The sequence below is a fragment of the Actinomycetospora sp. genome (genome assembly GCF_036497245.1).
Lineage (GTDB): Bacteria > Actinomycetota > Actinomycetes > Mycobacteriales > Pseudonocardiaceae > Actinomycetospora.
In genome coordinates, this window is sequence record NZ_DASXJS010000228.1 from 1 (window position 1) to 18,932 (window position 18,932).

Sequence of the window (18,932 nt, forward strand, 5' to 3'; positions counted from 1 at the left end):
ACCCACAGCACGAGGTCGTCCCAGCTGGCCACGCACACTCCTGAAGAATCGGGGTCCTCCGGCGAGGCGAAACGGTAGCAGCGGGGCGGGCGCGTGGGAGGAGATCGCGACCGCCGGTCAGGTGCGGGCGGTCCGGCTAGCGCGCGCCGACGAGCTTGTCCCAGGCGAACGTGCCCACCGTCGAGGTCGCCCCGCTGCGGTCGAGCAGGCGCAGCAGCGCGGCGCCGTCGCGGGGTCGGTCGGCGGCGTTCTGCGCGGTGGCCCGGCGCAGCACCGGCACGAGGCGCGGGGAGAGCTTCCCGACGCCGGCGAAGGCGTCCGACGGCGGCCCGTCGAGGATGCGCCGGGCGATGTCCACGACGTTCTCGCCGTCGAAGAGGTGGTCCCCGCGGGCGGCGAAGACCACGCAGCACGCCCACGCCCAGACGTCGGTCGCGGGTCCCGCGCCGTTGCCGGTGACCTGCTCGGGCGCCATGTAGCCGGGCGTACCGACCATGTTCCCGGCCGGCGTGTGGTGGGTCTGGCCGACGACCCGGGCGATGCCGAAGTCCACGACCTTCGGCCCCGCGGAGGTCAGCAGGATGTTGCCGGGCTTGAGGTCCCGGTGCGTGATCCCGTCGTTGTGGAGCGCGGCGAGCGCCCGCGCCAGGGCGATCGCGATCCGCGTCAGCGTCTCGGCGTCGCGCACCCCGCCGTTCTCGGCCACCAGCGCGTGCAACGACGGGCCGTCGAGGCGCTCCATGACGATGTAGGGCATCGACCCGTCGAACCCCACCCCGTGCACCCGCGCGGTGTAGTCGCCGGTGACCTTCTGAAGGGTCTGGCCCTCGCGCAGGAACCGGGTACGGGCGTCGACGTCGTCGAGCAGGTGCGGGGCCAGCACCTTGATCGCGACCGAGCCGGTGACGCCGGCGCGGTGGCCGAGATAGACGGTGCCCATCCCGCCGGAGCCGAGGCGCCCGGTGAGCTGGTACTCGCCGACGATCCGCGGGTCGTGCGGCGCCAGCGGCTGCTCGGCGGGCGCCATGTCCACCAGCCGCGTGGCCGCCGTCGGCGGGTGCGGTGCGGCGGTGGACCGCGGCGGCACCCCGGCCGCGGCCGGACGGGGCGTGGCCGGACGCGGCGTCGCGGGCCGGGCGGGCGGAGCGGCGGCGGCGGCGCGGGCCGGGCCCGACGGGGCCGGGCGGGCGCCGTTCGGCGGTCCGGCCGCACCCGGCAGGCCCGGGGCGGGACCGCGGCGGGACCGGATGAGGCGGCGTTCCTTCGGACCCGGCAGGCGCGCCGCGCGCAGCGCCTCGGGCAGCACCGGGGCGAGGGTGCAGGCCCGCGGGCGCATCGCGCGCGCGGTGAGCTGGTGCCCGAGCAGGAACAGCCCGGCGGCGAGGCCGCCGTTCTGGACGCCGACGGCGAGCAGCACCAGGAACGCCGCGACGGCCGCGAGCCACGTGACGCGGCGCTTCGAGAGCGGCCACGGGCGGGTCACCGGCATCGCGCGGCGCCGCTCGAGGTCGAGGGCCGCGACGTGCAGGGTCCCGACGGCGAGCGCGAGGACGACGGCGAGGGCCACCGCGACCACGACGACGCCGACCGAGCTCGACGGCGTGGGCAGCCCCGTCGCGTCGAGCTCGTCGAAGAGCCGGGTGAGCACGGCGCGGCGGTCACCGGCGCCGAGCGCGGCGCGGGCGGTGAACACCGCGGCGAGGAGGGTGACCAGGCCCGCGGCGACGGCGAGACCGGCGACCACGCTCACCGGGTGACCGGCCTCGCGGTGCAGGTGCCGGACCGCGCGGCGGCGCTCCGGGCCGGTCAGGCGGGCGACGCGCCCGGTGACGACCCGGTCCACCAGCAGGGCCTGGCGGCGACGCCGGGCCAGCGCCGCGTGCAGCGGCGAGGAGAGCAGGGCGACGACCATGCCCACGACGAGAGGCAGCAGGAAGCGCGCGCCGAGAGTGGGATCGAAGCTCACGACGTCCCTCCCGACGCGATCCGACGTTCCCGCCCCCGGTGGGCGGCCTAGGTTCCGACGTTACCGCTCCCGCCCGCCGCCCCGGGGCCCTCGACCCGGGCGGGTCGGCCACGCCGGGTCACCCGACGGGCGACGGTGCGGGGCGCGTCGTGCGGCAACGCGCGCAGCCGCTCCCATCGGCCCCGCACCGGATGGCGCAGGATCACGTCCCCGAAGGAGTGCCGCCCGCGCACCGAGACGTGCAGCGTCCCGCGCTCCCGGCGGTGCACGGTCTCGTCGCGGACCGAACCCGCGGAGATGCGCAGGTCGTCGACGTCGGCGGTGGCGCCCTCGGGCAGCACGACCGTCGGTGAGCACATCCCGGTCGCGAGGTCGACCGCCAGCACCGCGGTGGCGCACTCCGCCTCGGAGAGGTCGAGCAGGACCCCGCCGACCCAGCTGTGCACCCGCAGCGTCGGGGGCACCTTCCAGTACCCGCGGCGGTGGATGGAGCCGCCGAGGCCGGCCTCCAGCTCGAGGACGTCGCTGGCGTGGGAGGAGTGCAGCACCGCGCCGGGCAGATCGGAGAGCAGCCCGTCGAGCTGGTCGCGGTAGCGCGCGGCCTGGGCGATCGCCGCGCGGTCGCTGTACTCGACGGGGGTCAGCCTGCCCGCCACCATCGCGCGCGCCAGCATCCCGGCGACGTCCTCGCGCTCGCCGTCCGAGGCACGCTCCCGCGCCTGTTCGGGCTCGGACTCCCGGGGGTGCTGTTCCTGTGCGGGCCGGCGGGCCATGGTGCCGATGATAGGGGCGGCCGAACCGGGACGAGGCCGACTGCGTTGATGTCGACGTGGCCGGGGAACGAGGTGGCTCGGAAGCGAGGACGGCGATCGCGGTGGTCATCGCGGTGGTGATCGCGGTGATCCTCGGCGTGGTGGTCTGGAGCTCCGGCGACGACCCCGTCGCGCCGCTGCCGCCCGCGCCGTCGCCCGTGGCGGCGAAGCCCGCCGCGAACCTCTCGCCGCTGACCGGCGAGCCCGGACCCGGCCGGGCCGTTCTCGCGGTCAAGGTCGACAACTCGCCGCAGGGCAGGCCCTGGACCGGCGTGAACGACGCCGACGTCGTCTACGTGGAGCCGGTCGAGGGGGGCGTCACACGCCTGCTGGCCGTGTTCGCCTCCCACCTGCCGCCCTCGGCCGGACCGGTGCGCAGCTTCCGGGAGTCCGACATCGACGTGCTCGCCGCGTACGGCCGCCCCGCGCTGGCGTTCTCCGGCAACGCCCCGGAGCTGAACCGGCTGGTCGCCTCCGGGCCGGTGGTCCCCGTCTCCCCCGACCAGGTGGCCGGCGCCTACCGCCGCGGTCGCGGGGAGGCGCCGCACAACCTCTACGGCGACCCGACCGCGCTCGTGCGGGCCGCGCGCGGTGTCGCGGGTCCCCGCGACGTCGGGTTCCGCTTCGGTGCCGCCCCCGCGGGCGGACAACCGGCCGAGGACGTGAAGGAGACGATCGGCACCACCCCGGTCGACCTGCACGCCGCGAACGGCCGGTACACGGTCGCGTTCGACGGCAGGCCCGCGATCACCGAGAACGGACCCGCCACTGTCGTCGTCCAGCGGGTGCCCATCAAGGCGTCGGCGGTCCACGACGTGGTCGGCGCCCCCTCGCCGACCGCGGTCACCGTCGGGCGGGGCGCGGTCGACGTGCTGCGCGACGGGAAGCGCTGGACCGGGATCTGGAGCCGCCCCGACCCCGGCGCCCCGACGACCTACACCGGGGCCGACGGGAAACCGCTGACGTTCGCGCCGGGCCCGGTCTGGGTGCTGCTCGCACGAGGATGACGGCTGGATCCGGCGCGGAGCGGGTATCCGCGCCCATGGCTACCGGAGACAAGATCGACAACAAGACCGACGAGCTCAAGGGCAAGGCCAAGGAGACCGTCGGCAAGCTCCAGGACGACGAGGAGCTGCAGGCCGAGGGCAAGGGCGACCAGGTCAAGGGCAACGTCAAGCAGGCGGGCGAGAAGGTCAAGGACGCGTTCAAGTCCTGACGTCTCCCCACGACGACGGGCCCCGGCCGTTCCCGGCCGGGGCCCGTCGTGTCTGCGGCTCTCAGCCGCTGCTCACTCGGCGAGGCGGGTGATGGCCTGCGCCCAGAGGAAGTACTTGTTCGTCCCGAGGTCGCGCACGGTCTTGATGTTGAACGCGTCCTTGAGGTGCGCGGCGTCGCCGTCGCTGACGCCCTGCAGCGCGGACACCGGCGCGTCGGCCAGGTCCGCGATCGGGGTCTCCTCGTACTGCTTGACCAGCTTGGCGTCGAGCTGTCCCATGTCGCCTCCATCGGGTCGGGTGCATGTTCCGCAGGGACAGGTACCCCGCACACGGCGTTCGGCGCGGCCCGGTCCGGTGAACTCCCGGCGATGCTCGTCGGGCGGCGGTGCGGAGGCGGTCGGCGGATGGCCCAGCTGTGGTCAGAAGACCTAGCACCCGCGCTGGTGACGCTCACCCGAGAAGCCGTAGACCGGCGTGCCGTCCGGGTCCCGCCGGTCGAGCCGGTGGACCGCGAACACGTTGATGCCCGGGATCGACCCACCGTTGACGCCGTCGGTCGGCGTCCGCGGGCCGGTCTCGACGAGCACCAGGTACTCCTCGGGCGGCGGCGCCGCCTCGGCGATCTGCACGTCGTGCTCCCCGCGACACGGGCCGTCCCGCAACCGGATCCGCATCGTCCATCCTCTCCCGAGGGCCGTTCCCGCGCCCCGCCACGATGGCACGGACCGGTCGTCGTACGAGACGCGTTCCACACCGTTCGACGTGCGAGTTCTCCTTGACGTCACATGCCACGGAGCGGAAATATCCGGTCGTCGATCATGCCCCCCGTGGTCGACGACAGCCCGGTCGGTGTCCCCCCCGCCGGCCGAGCCCCCACTCTTGCGCGTCACTGAGCGGGCCCGACAGGGCGACGAGCGGTCGGGTCCCGGCCGCTCCGCCTCCGGGCGGCCCAGAGACACCCCCCGTTCACCGACCCGTTGACCGCGCCGTGCCCGCGGACGTGTGAACACCACGGCGCCGGGCATCCCTGCCGAGACCGGATCTGTGGTGTCGGACGAGGGGCGGTGGACGTGGACGAAGGTCACGAGCTGCGGGGACTCGTGCGCAACGCCCACGAAGCACTCACCGAGCTCGGCCGGGCGCGCCTCGCGTGTCCCGCGGGCATGGACCGCTTCGACTGGTCCGCGGATCTCCTCGACGAACTGGCCCGGGTCGCGCTCGAGGTCGGTGAGGCCGCGTCCGCGGTCGTCGGCGGTTCCGACGAGGACCTCGCGGCGCGGGCCCGGGAGCTCTCCACCGCCATCGTGCGGCGCCGCAACGACGCGCTGACTCCGCTCGGCGCGTCCACGGGCGAGCCGGCCTGACCCCGCGGGCGAGCGGACCTGCCGTTCCCGACGCGCGCCGCCGGACGGCGTCAGTACCCTGCCGCCCGTGACCGGCTCCCCGCCCGCCGACACCATCGGCCGGCTCCTCATCCGTTGCCCCGACCGCCAGGGCATCGTCGCGGCCGTCGCGTCCTTCCTCTCCGCGTCCGGGGCGAACATCCTGTCGCTGGACCAGCACGCGACCGCCCCGAGCGGTGGGACCTACTTCCAGCGGACCGAGTTCGCCCTCCCGTCCGGCAACCTCGAGGGCCTGCGCGCCGCGTTCGCCTCGGACGTCGCCCGGTCGTTCGGCATGGAGTTCACCCTCACCGACTCCGCGGTCCCGAAGCGGATCGCCGTCCTCGTCTCGCGGATCGACCACTGCCTGCTCGACCTGCTGTGGCGCACCGAGCGCGGCGAGCTCGACGTGTCGATCGAGGTCGTCGTCTCCAACCACGCCGACCTCGCGGGCGCCGTCGAACCCTTCGGCGTGCCGTTCGTCCACGTTCCCGTGACCTCGGAGACGAGGGCCGAGGCGGAGGCGCGCCAGGCCGAGCTGCTGCGCGGCGTCGACCTGGTGGTGCTCGCGCGCTACATGCAGATCGTCTCGGGCTCGCTGCTCGACGCCGTCGGGGTCCCGATGATCAACATCCACCACTCGTTCCTGCCCGCCTTCGTCGGCGCGTCGCCCTACCGCCAGGCGAAGGAGCGCGGGGTGAAGGTCGTCGGCGCCACCGCCCACTACGTGACCGAGGTCCTCGACGAGGGGCCGATCATCGAGCAGGACGTGGTGCGCGTGAATCACCGCCACACGACGGCCGACCTCACCCGGCTCGGCGCCGACGTCGAACGCTCCGTGCTCTCCCGCGCCGTCCGTTGGCACTGCGAGGACCGCGTGGTCCGCGACGGGGAGACGACCATCGTCTTCTAGGTGCCCTCGCACCTGGTGCTTTTTCAGGACTCCTTGGTAGCTTCGTGAGATGCCAGCGCTGAACGACGTCGCGACCGGTCCGTTCGACGAGGTCGTCGCCGCGGCCGACGTCCCGGGCGTCGTCGCGCTGATGGCACGCGGCGATCGGGTGCACGTCGCGACCCGGGGCGTCCTCACCCTCGGCGGCCCGCCCGTGCGACGGGACTCGCTCTACCGGATCGCCTCGCTCACCAAGCCGATCGTCGCGGCCGCCGTCGGGACCCTCCTCGCCGACGGGGCACTGGAGCTCGACGAGCCGGTGGACCGGCTGTTGCCCGAACTGGCCGACCGGCGCGTGCTGCGCGCCCCCGACGCCGCCCTCGGCGACACCGTGCCCGCGGCCCGCCCGATCCTGGTGCGCGACCTGCTGACTTACACGTGCGGGTACGGCCAGTCGATGGAGCTGTTCATGGCCGACCCGCCGTGGCCCATCGCGACCGCGATGGCGTCCGGCCGCCTGAACACCATGGGTCCGCCCGAACCGGACGTGGCGCCGGAGCCCGACGCCTGGCTCGCGGAGCTGGCGGAACTGCCGCTGCTCGCCCAGCCCGGGGCCTGGTGGCTCTACAACACGAGTGGGCAGATCCTCGGCGTGCTCGCCGCGCGGGCGGCAGGCGAGCCGCTGCCCGACCTGCTGCGGAGGCGGGTGTTCGAGCCGCTCGGGATGGCCGACACGGCGTTCACCGGCGACCCGGCGCGGCTGGCCACCGCTTACGAGGGCGAGAAGGTCTGGGATGCCCCGGGCGGGCGCTGGAGCACCCCGCCCCGCTTCCCCGACGGTGCTGCCGGGCTGGTGTCGACGGTCGACGACCTGCTGGCGTTCGCCCGCATGCTGCTCCGCGGCGGCGGCGACGTGCTGCGCCCGGACTTCGTGGCCGCGATGACCTCCGACCAGCTCTCCGCCGACCAGCGGGCGCACTCCGGGGCCGGGTTCCTCGACGACGACCTGAGCTGGGGCTTCGGGGTGTCGGTGACGACGAGGGGCCCGCGTGCGGGGTCGTTCGGCTGGGCGGGCGGGCTGGGGACCAGCTGGCACGTCGACCCGGTCCGCGACCTCGTGGTGGTGACCCTGACCCAGCGGTCGTTCGCCTCACCCGACGACTTCGCGCTCCACACCGCGATCTGCGACGCCGCCTACGCGGGCTGAGGCCTCCGGCGGGACCGCATCCGGGGCAGGATCGGGTCCGTGCGGATCGTGGACTGGTCGGAGCGCGCGGGCCGAGCTGACGGGGGCCCGGCGGTGGTGCTGCTCGACCAGCGCGCGCTGCCCCGTCGAACCGAGTACCTGCACCTCGCCACGGTGGACGGCCTCGTCGACGCCATCCGCGCCCTCGCGGTCCGCGGGGCGCCGAACCTCGGGATCGCCGGGGCGTTCGGGGTCGCGCTCGCCGCGCACCACCATCCCGACGACCCGGCGACGGTGCACGACGAGGCCGAGCGGATCGCGCACGCCCGCCCGACCGCCGTGCCGCTCGCCCTCGGGGCCCGCCGGGCGCTCGCCCGCCTCGACGACGGGCCCGCCGCGGTGCTCGCCGAGGCCCGGGCCGTGGCCGCCGACGCCGCCCGCGTCAACGCCGCCGCGACGGCCCGCGCCGCGGACCTGCTCCAGGAGCTGCACCCGGAGGGCCCCCTGCGCACGCTGACCGTCTGCAACACCGGTGAGCTCGCCTGCGGGGTGGGCGGCACGGCGCTCGGTGCGGTGCTGCGGCTCCACGAGCGCGGCGCCCTCGTGGAGGTACTCGCCTGCGAGACCCGTCCCCTGCTGCAGGGCTCCCGGCTCACGGTGTGGGAGCTGGCGCGGGCAGGTGCCCCGCACCGGCTGTGCGTCGACTCGGCGGGCCCGGCGGCGATCGCGACCGGGCGGGTGGACGCGGTCCTCGTCGGCGCCGACCGGATCGCCGCGAACGGGGACGTCGCGAACAAGATCGGCACCTACATGCTCGCCTGTGCCGCCGCACGCTCCGGCGTGCCGTTCCTCGTCGTCGCCCCCGAGGAGACGATCGACCCGCGGACCGCGACCGGCGACGACATCGTCGTGGAGGAACGGGACCCCGGGGAGGTGCTCGAGCTCGGCGGGACACCGACGACGCTGCCCGTGACGCCGGTCTACAACCCGGCCTTCGACGTGACACCGTTCGAACTGGTCACCGCGATCGTCACGGAGGACCGGGCCTGGTCGGCCCGTCCGCCTCAGCGCGGCCCGAGCGCCTCACCCACCCAGACGGCCAGGGTCAGCGAGCGGTCGCTGCCGAGGGTGTCGAGGACGTCGTAGAGCCCGGTGCCGTGGAGACGGGCCTCGTCGGGGGCCAGCGCGCGCAGCTGGTCGAGATCCGACAGCGACTCGGCGTGCGTCGCGAGGGCGTGCAGCGGGGCGCCGGCCAGGCCGTCGGCCATCAGTTCGGGGATCTCGTTGATCACGGAGCGGGCGGCGACGCAGAGGCACTCGCGCTCGAGTGGTGCCTCGGCGATGGTCGTCGGGGTGGTCACACACGGCTCCTTTGCCAGAGACCGCCGATGCCTACGGATGGCCAGGGGCACGTCACGCCGGTCGTGTTGCCGAGGGAGCGGACCGGGCTCACGGTCCGATGCCGCAGTCCGGGAATCCAGGCCCGCCCACTCGCCGACCACGCGTGCACCCGCCTGGACGGACACGGCGCAGATGTCCGGCGAGTTCCCCGGCGACGGTGCGGCAAACCTGTCGCGGTGCTACCAGGACCGTCCGCCGGGCCCGTTCTCGTGGTCGAGGGCGGCCAGGATGGCGCTGTAGGTGGACCCGTGCTCGGCGATGTCCGCGACGAGGGTGTCGGCGTCGACCTCGGCCTCGGCGTCCAGGCCCTCCTCGGACGTGAGGCTCACGCGGATGCGCTGCCCCAGCGGCTGGAGCCGCGCCGAGCGTCCGTAGTCGTCGAAGACGGTCACGCCCCCGTCGCTCGAGAACACCGGGTCCGGTCCGGCGTCGCGGAGGCCCGACTCGATCACCGTGCGCAGTGCGGCCACCCGATCACCCGGCTGCGCGAAGGGCGGCTCGTCAGCTCGCATCCCGGCACCGTACCCGGGTGGGTGGCGGGGACCGCGGCGTTCAAGTCGGAGCGTGCTACGGTCGCAAATGTTGCAGTCTCGTTTTCCTCGCTGTGTCTGATGAGCTCCGTGGATCATGTGACAACCGCCCGGGCTCGCGCTGCTGAGGACCACCCTTCGCCGTGCTCCGGAGTCGGGCAACGCTGGTGGGCGGGTACGTACCCGCCCAGTCCGATCCCGAAAGAGGATGCATGACTGAAGGAACCGTCAAGTGGTTCAACGCCGAGAAGGGCTTCGGCTTTATCGCCCCCGATGACGGCGGGAAGGACGTGTTCGTCCACTACTCCGCCATCCAGGGTGGCGGATTCCGGTCCCTCGAGGAGAACCAGCGAGTGAGCTTCGAGTCCAGCCAGGGTTCGAAGGGTCCTCAGGCCGACTCCGTCCAGGCTCTCTGAGACACCGGAACACCCGGCCGGGCGCCGCCATCACGGTGCCGCACCCGGCCCACCGGGGCTGTGGTCCCATGCCTCATACCCGTGGGGCCACAGCTTTCGGGGCGCACGCGATCACGTCGCATCCGCCCGTCGCATGACGCAGGGCCCGTCACCTCGGTGGCGGGCCCTTCGTCATGCGCACCACCCCTCCTCCCACGTCCGGGTCATGAGCCGGTAACGCGTCCTGCGCGTGCGGCGACATGACGGCGACACACACGTCGTCGTCGGGGGGGATGGCACTCGGTGCGCACCGCGTACAAGGTCTGGTCAGGCATCGCGGCAGGAGTCTTCTGTCTGGTCGCGGTCGTCGATCTGTCGACCCCCACGACGCCGACGCGCGCGGCCACCCCGACGGTCTCGACCGCGGCCGGCCCGGCCGCCGTCCCCGTCGCCGTCCCCACGGTCGGTGCCGCGCCTGCCGTGGCGCCCGTCGCCGACGCTCCCGCCGCGACCGGGGAGACCGTCACGGTCACCAGGGTGATCGACGGTGACACCTTCGTCGCCGGCGGAGCGAAGGTCCGTGTCCTGGGGATCGACTCCTGCGAGGCCGGGACCTCCGGCGGCGAGCAGGCCACCGGGACGGCCCGGACCATGCTGGACGGCCAGCAGGTCACGCTGCGGAGCGAACCCGGCGTCGACAAGGACAAGTACGGACGCGAACTGCGCTACGTGGACCTGCCGGGCGGCACCGACTTCGGCGATCTCATGGTCGGCTACGACCACACCGGGGTCTACCAGGGCAGGAACGACGCCAGTCCCGAGTACGCCGCGAAGCTGCGCGCGGACGACGCGGACGGCCGCACCTGCTCGGCGCCGGTCACGACGACGAGTTCCTCCTCGGGCTCGGGCGACGGCGGGTCGGTCGACTGGCCCAGCCCCGGCGACCAGGGCTTGCCCGACGGTGCCCTGACCGGCGGCTACTGCGCGCGCAAGTGGTGGTGCTGACCGTGGCCTCGCGACGTTCCGGCCCCGCAGGCGGACTCGGCACCGTGATCGGCGTCGTCCTGCTCATCGGGTTGGCGATCCTGATCATCAAGTGGGCGTTGATCACGGCGGCGATCCTCGCCGTCCCGTTCGGCATCTGGTGGCTCCTCGACCACGAGAAGCGCACCCGTCCGGTGCGCGAGGCACAGCAGGCCGCGGCGGCCGCGGCCGCCCGACGCACCGAGGTCGAGTCCCGCGCCGTCGTCGACGCGGCGGGCGGCTGCGGCTGGTGCGGCTCCCGGATCGCCCACCGCGACGCCCGCACCGGAGCGCTGATGCCGCCCCGCGAGTTCCATCGCGACGAGGTCGAGCAGGCGATCGCGATCACCGCCTGAGGCGCGGGGCGACGCTCGCGGTCGGTCAGATCAGCGAGGCGTCGAGACCCCCGTCGAGGATCAGCCCGCTACCGGTGCAGAACGCGGAACGCTCGGAGGCGAGGAAGAGCGCCGCCTCGGCGACCTCCTCGGGGGTGCCGTAGCGGCCCTGCTTCTGGGCGATGAGGCCGTCGAACCCGCCCGCGGGCAGACCGAGGAGCTCCTCGAACTCGGGCTTGGCGGCGGTGACCATGTCGGTCCCGATGAAGCCGGGCATCAGGGCGTTCACCCGCACCCCGTCGGCCCGCAGCTCGGTCGCGGCGGTCTTGGTCAGGTTGACCACTCCGGCCTTCGCGGCGGCGTAGTGCGCGAGCAGCGGCGACCCGGTGGTGGCGGTGACCGACGCGAGCGTGACGATGCTGCCGCCCCCGGAGGCGATGATCGCCGGCGCGGCGTAGCGCAGGGAGAGGAAGACCCCGTCGAGATTGACCGAGAGCACCGAGCGCCAGGTGGCGAGGTCCATGCCGAGCAGCGGGCAGGCGGAGCCGATCCCGGCGTTGGGCACCATGACGTGCAGCGCCCCGAGCTCGGACACGGTGCGATCGATCAGGGCCTGGACCTGGGTCTCGTCGCGGACGTCGCACGGGATCGCCCGCGCACCGGGCAGCTTGTCGGCCGCGATCCGGGCGGCCTCGCCGTCGATGTCGGAGACCACGACGGTGGCGCCCTCCTCCGCGAACCGGGTGGCGATGGCCAGACCGAGGCCCTTGCCCGCTCCGGTGACGACGGCGACCTTGCTGTCGAGCTGACCGCTCATGACGTTCCTCTCCGTGGGGGACGTGAGTCGTCCGGCCGAGAAGATCGGACCGGGCGCGACGACCGGGTCGTCGCTGCGGTGAGGATGTCACCGCCCGCGGGGACCGGGTGCGCGGCCTCGGCTCACTCGCCGCCGGGGTCGGCCGTCTGGCCCTCCTCGTGGCGGGTCCCGGCGTACGAGCCGGGGTCGACCTCACCGGCCACGATGAGCCGGGCCATCTCCACCAGGCTCAGAGCACGGGTCACGGCCATGTCGGCCAGCGCCACGACCGCCTCGCCGATCGGCACGTCGAGCCGCTCGCACACGACGCCCTCGGCCAAGAAGATCACGACGTCCTCGCGGGACCAGTCGTTCTGGGTGAGTTCTTCGTCCATCAGCCTCGCCTGCGCTGCACGTCCCGGCGCGGGGATCCACGGAGGCCGGCGGGGTCTGGGCCAGCGATCTACGCCGCCAGCGTCGCAAAACCCGGTCGTCCGGTCCAGTCCACTCGGCCCGGGACCTGATCAAATCGCAGCTCGACGCCCACGACCCGGCACCGTGATCTGCTTCACAGGGTGCGCCGCGGGCTCCGAGGCCTGCACGGCCCCTATCCGGTGCCCTCCGCGGCCGGCCGATCGAACGCCGCCAGATCTCCGGCGAGACGGATCAGCGGGATGCCGAACGCCTCCGCCTCGGCCCGCAGGGACGCCCGGGCCTCGCTCACGCTCAGCTGCTCGCGCACGGAGATGACCCGGACCGCCTGCGCGATCAGCCTCCGGTCGGCGTCCCCGCTGCTGGGCTGGGCAGATTCGGGCATCGGGTCCCCTTCGCTGGTGCGCTCGCGGCTCGAGGAGCAACGTCATCGGCGGGGTCCGGGCCGACGGCGACCACTGTCGCTCCCGCGCCGGGCGTTCGTCCAGGCAACGGGGCAGGGTGATCGACGGCCGAGCCGTCGGGTCGGCCGACCGGCAGATCCACCGGCGGTCCGCGGCGCGGGCAGCCCCGCCAGGCCCGGGGGACGACCGCTTCTGCACGAGGCTGCTGCACCCGGACACAGCGAAGGGGCCGCCAGAACCCGACGACCCCTCTGACCTGCAAGAGCTTCTGCGCGCCCGAAGGGATTCGAACCCCTGACCTTCTGATCCGTAGTTACGTTCCTACCGCGTGCATGCCAGGTTTGCTGGGCATCAGTGGGCACCACAGGTGATCGTTTGGGCATCGGAGGCGATAGTGGGAAGCAGTTCGTGGACCAGATCGTGGACCGAGATCAACTGAAGATCACCACTATGAGCGGTTCCACGTGCCGCCGCGGGCTGATCGCGAGCCACGGGTGATCGCGGGGTCTCATCCGCCGGCGGAGGGCGGTAGCACATCAAGGAACGCTCCGTCGTGGACGACCGCGGTGCGCTCATGTAGCGCGACCTCGTCGAGGAGGAAGCTCGAAGCCGCGAAGACTCGCGCCAGCGCGTGACCATGGGTGTCGGTGAGGGTGGCGACGAGGTCTTCGACGGTGGTCCCGAGAGCTAGGGAAACCTGCTCGGAGGCGGTGCCGGCCACGGTCTTGGCTCCACCGAAGTAACGCACCGTTGCATGCCCGGGTGTCGGCGTGCTCATCGCTTGCCCCTGTCGGTCGCAGCTCGCCCGTCGGTCGTCAGGTCCAAATTGCAACCCCGCGACGCCTGGGTTCTGATCGAGTTCGGGCCGTGGTCACATCCTCGTTGGCCGGGGGCGTCGCGACCATGATCGCGCCTGACGGGCGTCCACAAGGACGCCCTTCGGCGCGCTCTACCGCGATCGGCGGGGCTCTCCCGTGCCGAGGGAGAGCGGTGTCGAGCTCGCCCAGACCAGCGACGTCGTGAGTGACGCGCTGTTGGGTCAGCCGCGCACCGGCTGTATCGAGCACGCAGAGCTGATGGGCGATGCCGCCCCAGTCGATGCCGACGAACCTCGGCCAGTCGTGCGCACGGTCGTGGTCGGGAAGGAGCTGTCCCCGGGTCACGGATCCGCTCCGGGCCATTCCCGCCCGGGCGCTCATCCAAGTGCTCGCGGCGGCGCGCTCTGCTGGCTTTGCGGACGCAGCCCCAGGTCAGAGTCGCCTCGCTGCCGCTGTGGCCGTGGTTGTGCACACACCGGGCACCGTCGAGCTGCTGGACCTCCAGCCGCACGGTGGGCCCGCCTGGGCGCAATCCCACACCTGATTGGCCGTGCGGACCGCCGCCTCCTGCAGTCGCGGTTCGACCTCGACGCAGCGGCGCCGGATCCCATCGGCGCGGCGCACCCCGCAGGGCGGCGCGGTAGGCCCAGCTCGAAGGCGTGGGACATGGGGAAAAGCACCGATGAGGTGCAGCGGGAGGAGCCGTCTCATCCGGATCGCGACCTGCCGCCGTCGTACTGGGGTGCTCGCTGGTGCCGGGCACCGGGCGCTGCCAGGCCAGAGGACTGATCGAGCCGAGGAGTGTGGGCAAGGTGGAGGCGCACATCGTCGCCCCTGGTCGGGCATGCGGGTGGTGCACCTGGCGTGTCCAGGTTCTACAGTCGAGGCCCACGTTGTTCCCCGGACCCCGGTTCTGCGCGAGCCCGCCCACTCGTGTTGCGTACAGAGGTCCCGGTCATGTTGTACCAGCTCCCGGACGTATCAGGCGGAGTGCTGGCCGGGGACGGCTCCGGGCGACCCCCCACCGTGCACGTCCGTGGGGGAGCCGGGGATCACGCCGAGGCCGGGATACGCACGGCGGTGACCCGGGTGAAGCACGCGGCGGCGAACCGGGATGGAACTCGATGCGTCGGCCCGCGACCCGGCTGGTCGCGCCCGTGTGATGGGGCGGTGGAGCGGAGTCTTCGACGACGCACCGGGGCGGCGTGCCGCTGTTGCCGGGCGGGTGGCGTAGGTGGCTGACCTGGAGGGTTTCACCGACGTCCTGGCCGCATTGCTGTCCACGGGCGGGCCGGGTGCGCCGCTGGGGATCTGTCAGGCGTGTGTGGCGTGGTTGCCGATGAGCGGGGCGGCGGTGACGGTGATGGCCTCGGCGGATCGCCAAGAGTTGGTGTGCGCCTCGGACACGGTGGCGGCGAGGATCGACGAGCTGCAGTTCTCGTTGGGTGAGGGCCCGTGTGTGGAGGCGTTCATGACCGGGCGCACCGTGCAGATCGCCGACATCGTCGAGGTCCGGGACAGCCGATGGCCGATGTTCGCCGCGGCCGCTCGTGACACCCCTGCGCGCGGTATGTACGTGTTCCCCTTGCACGTCGGCGCGGGCCGGTTGGGGGTCCTGGACTGTTACCGCGACACCCCCGGACCGCTGACCGCCGATGAGCTCGCCGGCGCGTTGCGCGCCGCCGACGCCGCAGTGTGGGCGCTGCTCGATCAGGCGCCTCGCCGGAACCCGACCGGGAACGACCCGACCCCCGCGGGGGTGGGCGCCACGCCCACCGTGGCCGACGATCACGGCGACCGGCCGGACCAGGCTTGGTCGGGTTATGGGTGGTCAGGGGTGGTGTCGCCGATGGGTTACCCGGAGATCCACCAGGCCACCGGAATGATCATCGGGCAGGTGGGGGGTACCGCGGCGTCGGCGTTGGCGCGGCTACGCGCCGCGGCGTTCGCCGCGGAAAGGCCGATCGACGAGGTCGCCCGCGACGTTGTGGGCCGGCGATTGCGCTTCGACGAAAGGGATGGGCCATGACCGACACGACCGGGCAGGGCCGGGAACGCGCGTTGGGGGAAGCGTTCGTGCGCCTGGCCGACACCCTGATCGCCGACTTCGACGTCATCGACGTGCTGCACGAGCTCACCACCGACTGCGTGTCGCTGCTGCCCGTCGATGCGGCCGGGCTGCTGCTCTCCGATCAGCGGGGCGCGCTGCGGGCGGTGTCGGCCTCGAGCGAGCAAGCCACCCTGGTCGAGTTGTTCCAGCTCCAGGCCGACCAGGGCCCCTGTCTCGACGCGTTCCACACCAGCGCCCAGGTCCACGCCCCCGACCTGGCCGCGGACGCCGCCGCCGGGGGCCGCTGGCCCCGGTTCGCCGCACACGCGGTGCAGGCCGGCTACGGCGCGGTGCACGCCCTACCGCTGCGGCTGCGCGCGCGGACCATCGGGGCACTGAACCTGTTCACCGTCGAGCCCGGCCCGCTGGCCGATGCGGATCTCCAGGTGGCACAAGCGTTGGCTGCAGTCGCCACCATCGTCGTGTTGCAGGACCGCACCAGCCACGAGAGCGAACTTCTCACCGAACAGCTCCAAGCGACCCTGACCAGCCGGATCATCATCGAACAGGCCACCGGAGTGCTGGTCGAACGCGGCCGAGTCGAGCTCGGCGACGCATTCAGCCTGCTCCGCCGATACTCCCGGGCCGGCAGTCGCCGCCTGGGCGACGTCGCCCGCGACGTCGTCGAAGGCAACCTCGACGCCCACGAGCTGCTCCACACTGCCGAGCAGGTCTCCGCCAGCGGAATCCCTGCCGGCCAGGCCCCTGCCGGGCAGTCCCCTGCTGGCCAGGTCCCCGCCGACGCCGCCTCTCCCGCGGCGCCTGCCCCCCAGCGAAAACCGACTGGCTCCGGGTAGGGGTGAAATGGCGACGCGCCTGAGTCCCAAACGGTTCGAGCCGGGCCCAGTGCTCGGCGGTGTGTCGGTCACCGCCAACCCCGCCCGGTCGCCGAGCTCGAGCTCGCCGACGAGGCGTTGCGTCGGCCCAGGGGTGACGCTCCTGGCGGCTGGGGCGGGGTTCAGGGCTGGAGACCGACCCTGCCGGCGATGATCTCTTCGGCGAGGTCGGTGACCGCGACCCCCTCGGCCAGCGCCGTGGTTCGGATAAGGGTCAGGGCGTCGTGGATCTCGAGGTCCCACCAGGCGGCGAGCATCCCCGCCGCGACATGCACCGGCACATACTGGGTGTTGGCCAGCAGATCACCTTCGAAGATGGCCGGCTCCGGCGCGAGCCGCTCAGCGAGCGACTCGGCCATGACCACGGCCAGCGCCTGGGCGTCTGCCGCCCGCTCCGCGCCCAGCGACCCAGCGGTGTCGCGGTAGAGGTACAGCGTGCCCAGCCCGGCCCCGCCGGCGCGCAGCGGGAAGAAGAACACCGCCGCCGCGCCCGCCGCGGCGGCCTCGGTGGCGAACATGGGCCACTGCGTCGCGGCGGCCTCGAGGTCGTCGACCAGACACGGGACACCGCGGGTGTGGGCGTCGGCGCACGGCCCCACCCCCAGGGTGAGGTGAACGTTCTCCAACCGGCGCGCCACCGCGTCGGTGGCGTGGAGCAGGCCTTTGTGCCCGGCCATCCCTTCCGCAGGGCCCATCGCGGTCACTCCCGCCCCCGACACCCCCGCCCGGTGCACCGCCACCTCACACACCGCGCGGGCGAAATCGGCCACCCCGCCCGCACCGGGCCCCGCTGCTCCACCGCCCTGCGCCGACCGGCGGCTCTCACGCACCGCGGCGCGCATGCGCCGTCGGCGGGCCTCGTCGTCGTGGACCTCGGCACGACACCGCGCCGGCCGGGACGCTGCCGGCGTCCACTCGTGGACACCGAGGTAACGGCAGACGATCGTCCAGGTACGGGGCGCGGGGGAAGGTTGAGCGCGGGTCCGCGACCGTGGGATATCGCTGGCGGGCCGCTGACGGATCGTCGCCGGGCACGGTGCCCCTGCGGGGATTCGGTGCCGCGGACGTCCGCGGCGCCGGGCCCGCTCGGGTATGCCGCTGGGGCGCGCCGTGGGTGGACAGCCGATTGTTCCCGCTCGGTTCCGGGGGTCGTCGAGCATGCCGGTCATCTCCGCTGAGCACACAGGGTCTCGGTGTGCTGATGCGCCCCGCCATCGAGGCTGCGGGCCGAGTATGGGCCTGTCTGGGTGGCAGTGCCGGAAACCAGGAACATCTCGACGGCGCGAGCATCACGAGTTCGACACGGTGCGGGCCTACGGCCCGCACGACGCGCTCAGCGCGAGTCCGAGACTGTGCGGGGCAGCCATATGAGACCGACGACCTGCCGTACGACGATCAGGGTGCTCGGTTCGTTGACCACGGCTAGGACCGGAACCTGTCGCTCAACAGGACACTCCACTAGTCAGAGCGGGAGCTGTAGACCATGTCCGGGTGCACCGCGTCCGAGATGGCGGTCACTCTGAGCCCCACTTGTTGTCGCCAAAACCCAGCTGGTACCGCCGATGTTCTCTCGGCCGGAGGCAGGTCGGGAATCCGTTGCGATGGTCACTCCCGGTGAAGGGGTAGCGACAATGTGCGAGCGGTCCGTAGCGTGCTGGGGAAAGAGCAGGCCGCCGGGTCCACACCTTGCGGCCTGAGGCAGTTGCCCCGGCCCCCGGCAACCCACCCCACCAGTTGGGGGAGCGCACAGGGGGATCGTCATGAGGGCATCGACCATCTCGGGTGCCGTCCACCGCTGGACGTTGGGCGGCTCCAGGCGGCGGGGGCACCCGGGCATGGCGCCACCGGCCCGGCCGGGGCCCGATGTGGTCGTGGTGGCCGGGGTGCTCGATCGCGACGCCGCGAAGCTGCTCGTCGCCGACCTCGAGCGGGCCCGCACCGGCGGCGCGGAACGGGTGCAGGTGGATCTGAGCGGGCTCGAGCGCTGCGACCCGGCCGGGCTGCAGGCGTTGAGCACCCTGTGCTGGGGCGAGCAGCGGCGGGGTGAGCGCTGGTGGCGCCGGGCTCGGCGTGGCTTTCCGGTCGAGATGAGGGGTCTGGGGTGGTCACCGTTTCTCGGGCTGCTCGCCGCCCAGCCGCTCGATGAGATGGTCTCCACGCGGGCGCTGGTCCGCGCCCTGCGTGAGTCCTCCTCCACGCCCGGTCCTAACGCGCCCGGTCCGACATCCTCAGCGCCAGGTCGCGACGGGTCCGGGGCCGAGACCGGGTGGCCTTCCGTGGCCGGTCCCTCCCGAGGGGTGGGGCCAGCCTGCCGGTGGCACCGCGAACCTGCCATGCGGCGGTTCCCGGCGCCACACCCGCCGGTGGGGGGGGGGGGGGGGGGGGGGGGGGGGGGGG

23 protein-coding genes are annotated in these 18,932 nt (G+C 73.3%); 12 read left to right on the plus strand and 11 right to left on the minus strand.

Annotated features, from left to right (window positions below):
- Positions 1-136: 136 nt before the first annotated feature.
- Together VGI02_RS23985 and VGI02_RS23990 are read right to left on the minus strand one after the other, a co-directional pair.
- Positions 137-1,966, minus strand: coding sequence for a protein kinase domain-containing protein (locus VGI02_RS23985; RefSeq protein ID WP_331631609.1), 1,830 nt, complete (start codon positions 1,964-1,966; stop codon positions 137-139).
- A 47-nt stretch (positions 1,967-2,013) separates the two neighbouring features.
- Positions 2,014-2,739 carry a DUF1707 SHOCT-like domain-containing protein gene (locus VGI02_RS23990; RefSeq protein WP_331631611.1) on the minus strand — a complete coding sequence of 242 codons (726 nt, stop codon included), beginning with the start codon at positions 2,737-2,739 and terminating at the stop codon, positions 2,014-2,016.
- Between the two features lie 101 nt (positions 2,740-2,840).
- Here VGI02_RS23990 and VGI02_RS23995 point away from each other — a divergent pair, with 101 nt between their 5' ends.
- Positions 2,841-3,785 (plus strand): DUF3048 domain-containing protein, encoded by a 945-nt coding sequence (locus tag VGI02_RS23995; protein WP_331631613.1) that lies wholly within the window; start codon positions 2,841-2,843, stop codon positions 3,783-3,785.
- A gap of 35 nt (positions 3,786-3,820) precedes the next feature.
- Positions 3,821-3,994 carry a CsbD family protein gene (locus VGI02_RS24000; RefSeq protein WP_331631615.1) on the plus strand — a complete coding sequence of 58 codons (174 nt, stop codon included), beginning with the start codon at positions 3,821-3,823 and terminating at the stop codon, positions 3,992-3,994.
- 72 nt (positions 3,995-4,066) lie between these two features.
- On the opposite strand, the gene VGI02_RS24005 is transcribed toward VGI02_RS24000, so the two are convergent.
- Positions 4,067-4,273: a hypothetical protein gene (locus VGI02_RS24005; protein WP_331631618.1), complete on the minus strand. Its 207-nt coding sequence runs from the start codon at positions 4,271-4,273 to the stop codon at positions 4,067-4,069.
- A 150-nt stretch (positions 4,274-4,423) separates the two neighbouring features.
- The gene (locus VGI02_RS24010; protein ID WP_331631620.1) at positions 4,424-4,624 is read right to left on the minus strand and encodes a hypothetical protein; all 201 of its coding nucleotides are present in this window, start codon (positions 4,622-4,624) and stop codon (positions 4,424-4,426) included.
- 435 nt (positions 4,625-5,059) lie between these two features.
- On the opposite strand from VGI02_RS24010, the gene VGI02_RS24015 reads away from it, so the two are divergent.
- From VGI02_RS24015 to mtnA, 4 genes are all read left to right on the plus strand, one after another.
- Positions 5,060-5,359: a hypothetical protein gene (locus VGI02_RS24015; protein WP_331631622.1), complete on the plus strand. Its 300-nt coding sequence runs from the start codon at positions 5,060-5,062 to the stop codon at positions 5,357-5,359.
- A 67-nt stretch (positions 5,360-5,426) separates the two neighbouring features.
- A complete protein-coding gene (purU, locus tag VGI02_RS24020; protein WP_331631624.1) occupies positions 5,427-6,290 on the plus strand; it encodes a formyltetrahydrofolate deformylase in 864 nt (287 codons plus the stop codon).
- Between the two features lie 49 nt (positions 6,291-6,339).
- Positions 6,340-7,476 (plus strand): serine hydrolase domain-containing protein, encoded by a 1,137-nt coding sequence (locus VGI02_RS24025; protein WP_331631626.1) that lies wholly within the window; start codon positions 6,340-6,342, stop codon positions 7,474-7,476.
- A gap of 39 nt (positions 7,477-7,515) precedes the next feature.
- Entirely contained in the window at positions 7,516-8,601 is a 1,086-nt protein-coding gene (gene mtnA, locus VGI02_RS24030; protein WP_331631628.1) for an S-methyl-5-thioribose-1-phosphate isomerase, read from the plus strand.
- Here the strand turns inward: mtnA and VGI02_RS24035 are convergent.
- Positions 8,520-8,816: a hypothetical protein gene (locus tag VGI02_RS24035; protein WP_331631630.1), complete on the minus strand. Its 297-nt coding sequence runs from the start codon at positions 8,814-8,816 to the stop codon at positions 8,520-8,522. The genes mtnA and VGI02_RS24035 overlap by 82 nt on opposite strands.
- Positions 8,817-9,035: 219 nt before the next feature.
- The gene (locus tag VGI02_RS24040; RefSeq protein WP_331631632.1) at positions 9,036-9,368 is read right to left on the minus strand and encodes a hypothetical protein; all 333 of its coding nucleotides are present in this window, start codon (positions 9,366-9,368) and stop codon (positions 9,036-9,038) included.
- A 230-nt stretch (positions 9,369-9,598) separates the two neighbouring features.
- Between VGI02_RS24040 and VGI02_RS24045 the strand changes: the two genes are divergently transcribed.
- The 3 genes from VGI02_RS24045 to VGI02_RS24055 all read left to right on the plus strand — a co-directional run bounded on the left by VGI02_RS24045 (position 9,599) and on the right by VGI02_RS24055 (position 11,160).
- On the plus strand, positions 9,599-9,802 hold the full coding sequence (locus VGI02_RS24045; protein ID WP_331631635.1) for a cold-shock protein: 204 nt from the start codon (positions 9,599-9,601) through the stop codon (positions 9,800-9,802).
- Between the two features lie 282 nt (positions 9,803-10,084).
- Entirely contained in the window at positions 10,085-10,786 is a 702-nt protein-coding gene (locus VGI02_RS24050) for a thermonuclease family protein (RefSeq protein ID WP_331631637.1), read from the plus strand.
- A 2-nt stretch (positions 10,787-10,788) separates the two neighbouring features.
- Complete coding sequence (locus tag VGI02_RS24055) at positions 10,789-11,160, plus strand: hypothetical protein (protein WP_331631639.1); 372 nt, start codon at positions 10,789-10,791, stop codon at positions 11,158-11,160.
- A gap of 25 nt (positions 11,161-11,185) precedes the next feature.
- Here VGI02_RS24055 and VGI02_RS24060 read toward each other — a convergent pair whose 3' ends face one another.
- From VGI02_RS24060 to VGI02_RS24075, 4 genes are all read right to left on the minus strand, one after another.
- Positions 11,186-11,956, minus strand: a complete 771-nt coding sequence (locus VGI02_RS24060; RefSeq protein WP_331631641.1) for an SDR family oxidoreductase — start codon at positions 11,954-11,956, stop codon at positions 11,186-11,188.
- Positions 11,957-12,078: 122 nt separating this feature from the next.
- Entirely contained in the window at positions 12,079-12,330 is a 252-nt protein-coding gene (locus VGI02_RS24065) for a hypothetical protein (protein WP_331631644.1), read from the minus strand.
- A gap of 212 nt (positions 12,331-12,542) precedes the next feature.
- On the minus strand, positions 12,543-12,752 hold the full coding sequence (locus tag VGI02_RS24070; RefSeq protein ID WP_331631646.1) for a hypothetical protein: 210 nt from the start codon (positions 12,750-12,752) through the stop codon (positions 12,543-12,545).
- Between the two features lie 527 nt (positions 12,753-13,279).
- Complete coding sequence (locus VGI02_RS24075) at positions 13,280-13,549, minus strand: MoaD/ThiS family protein (RefSeq protein WP_331631648.1); 270 nt, start codon at positions 13,547-13,549, stop codon at positions 13,280-13,282.
- Between the two features lie 1,274 nt (positions 13,550-14,823).
- Between VGI02_RS24075 and VGI02_RS24080 the strand changes: the two genes are divergently transcribed.
- Together VGI02_RS24080 and VGI02_RS24085 are read left to right on the plus strand one after the other, a co-directional pair.
- Positions 14,824-15,618: a GAF domain-containing protein gene (locus VGI02_RS24080; RefSeq protein WP_331631650.1), complete on the plus strand. Its 795-nt coding sequence runs from the start codon at positions 14,824-14,826 to the stop codon at positions 15,616-15,618.
- Entirely contained in the window at positions 15,615-16,496 is an 882-nt protein-coding gene (locus VGI02_RS24085) for a GAF and ANTAR domain-containing protein (protein ID WP_331631652.1), read from the plus strand. Before VGI02_RS24080 ends, VGI02_RS24085 begins: the two co-directional genes overlap by 4 nt.
- A 161-nt stretch (positions 16,497-16,657) precedes the next feature.
- Here the strand turns inward: VGI02_RS24085 and VGI02_RS24090 are convergent, their stop codons facing one another.
- Positions 16,658-17,704, minus strand: coding sequence for a GAF domain-containing protein (locus VGI02_RS24090; RefSeq protein ID WP_331631655.1), 1,047 nt, complete (start codon positions 17,702-17,704; stop codon positions 16,658-16,660).
- Between the two features lie 666 nt (positions 17,705-18,370).
- Here VGI02_RS24090 and VGI02_RS29175 point away from each other — a divergent pair.
- Positions 18,371-18,932, plus strand: a 562-nt coding sequence (locus tag VGI02_RS29175) for an STAS domain-containing protein (protein WP_414638365.1), incomplete at its 3' end; no start/stop codon positions are given.

Bases quoted from the DNA above. Each gene is read 5' to 3' on its own strand.
- VGI02_RS24005 (WP_331631618.1), bottom strand. From the start codon at position 4,273: ATGGGACAGCTCGACGCCAAGCTGGTCAAGCAGTACGAGGAGACCCCG.
- VGI02_RS24085 (WP_331631652.1), top strand. From the start codon at position 15,615: ATGACCGACACGACCGGGCAGGGCCGGGAACGCGCGTTGGGGGAAGCG.
- VGI02_RS24000 (WP_331631615.1), top strand. From the start codon at position 3,821: ATGGCTACCGGAGACAAGATCGACAACAAGACCGACGAGCTCAAGGGC.
- VGI02_RS24090 (WP_331631655.1), bottom strand. From the start codon at position 17,704: ATGACCGGCATGCTCGACGACCCCCGGAACCGAGCGGGAACAATCGGC.
- VGI02_RS24060 (WP_331631641.1), bottom strand. From the start codon at position 11,956: ATGAGCGGTCAGCTCGACAGCAAGGTCGCCGTCGTCACCGGAGCGGGC.
- VGI02_RS24025 (WP_331631626.1), top strand. From the start codon at position 6,340: ATGCCAGCGCTGAACGACGTCGCGACCGGTCCGTTCGACGAGGTCGTC.
- VGI02_RS24075 (WP_331631648.1), bottom strand. From the start codon at position 13,549: ATGAGCACGCCGACACCCGGGCATGCAACGGTGCGTTACTTCGGTGGA.
- VGI02_RS24070 (WP_331631646.1), bottom strand. From the start codon at position 12,752: ATGCCCGAATCTGCCCAGCCCAGCAGCGGGGACGCCGACCGGAGGCTG.
- VGI02_RS23990 (WP_331631611.1), bottom strand. From the start codon at position 2,739: ATGGCCCGCCGGCCCGCACAGGAACAGCACCCCCGGGAGTCCGAGCCC.
- VGI02_RS24045 (WP_331631635.1), top strand. From the start codon at position 9,599: ATGACTGAAGGAACCGTCAAGTGGTTCAACGCCGAGAAGGGCTTCGGC.
- VGI02_RS24065 (WP_331631644.1), bottom strand. From the start codon at position 12,330: ATGGACGAAGAACTCACCCAGAACGACTGGTCCCGCGAGGACGTCGTG.
- VGI02_RS24040 (WP_331631632.1), bottom strand. From the start codon at position 9,368: ATGCGAGCTGACGAGCCGCCCTTCGCGCAGCCGGGTGATCGGGTGGCC.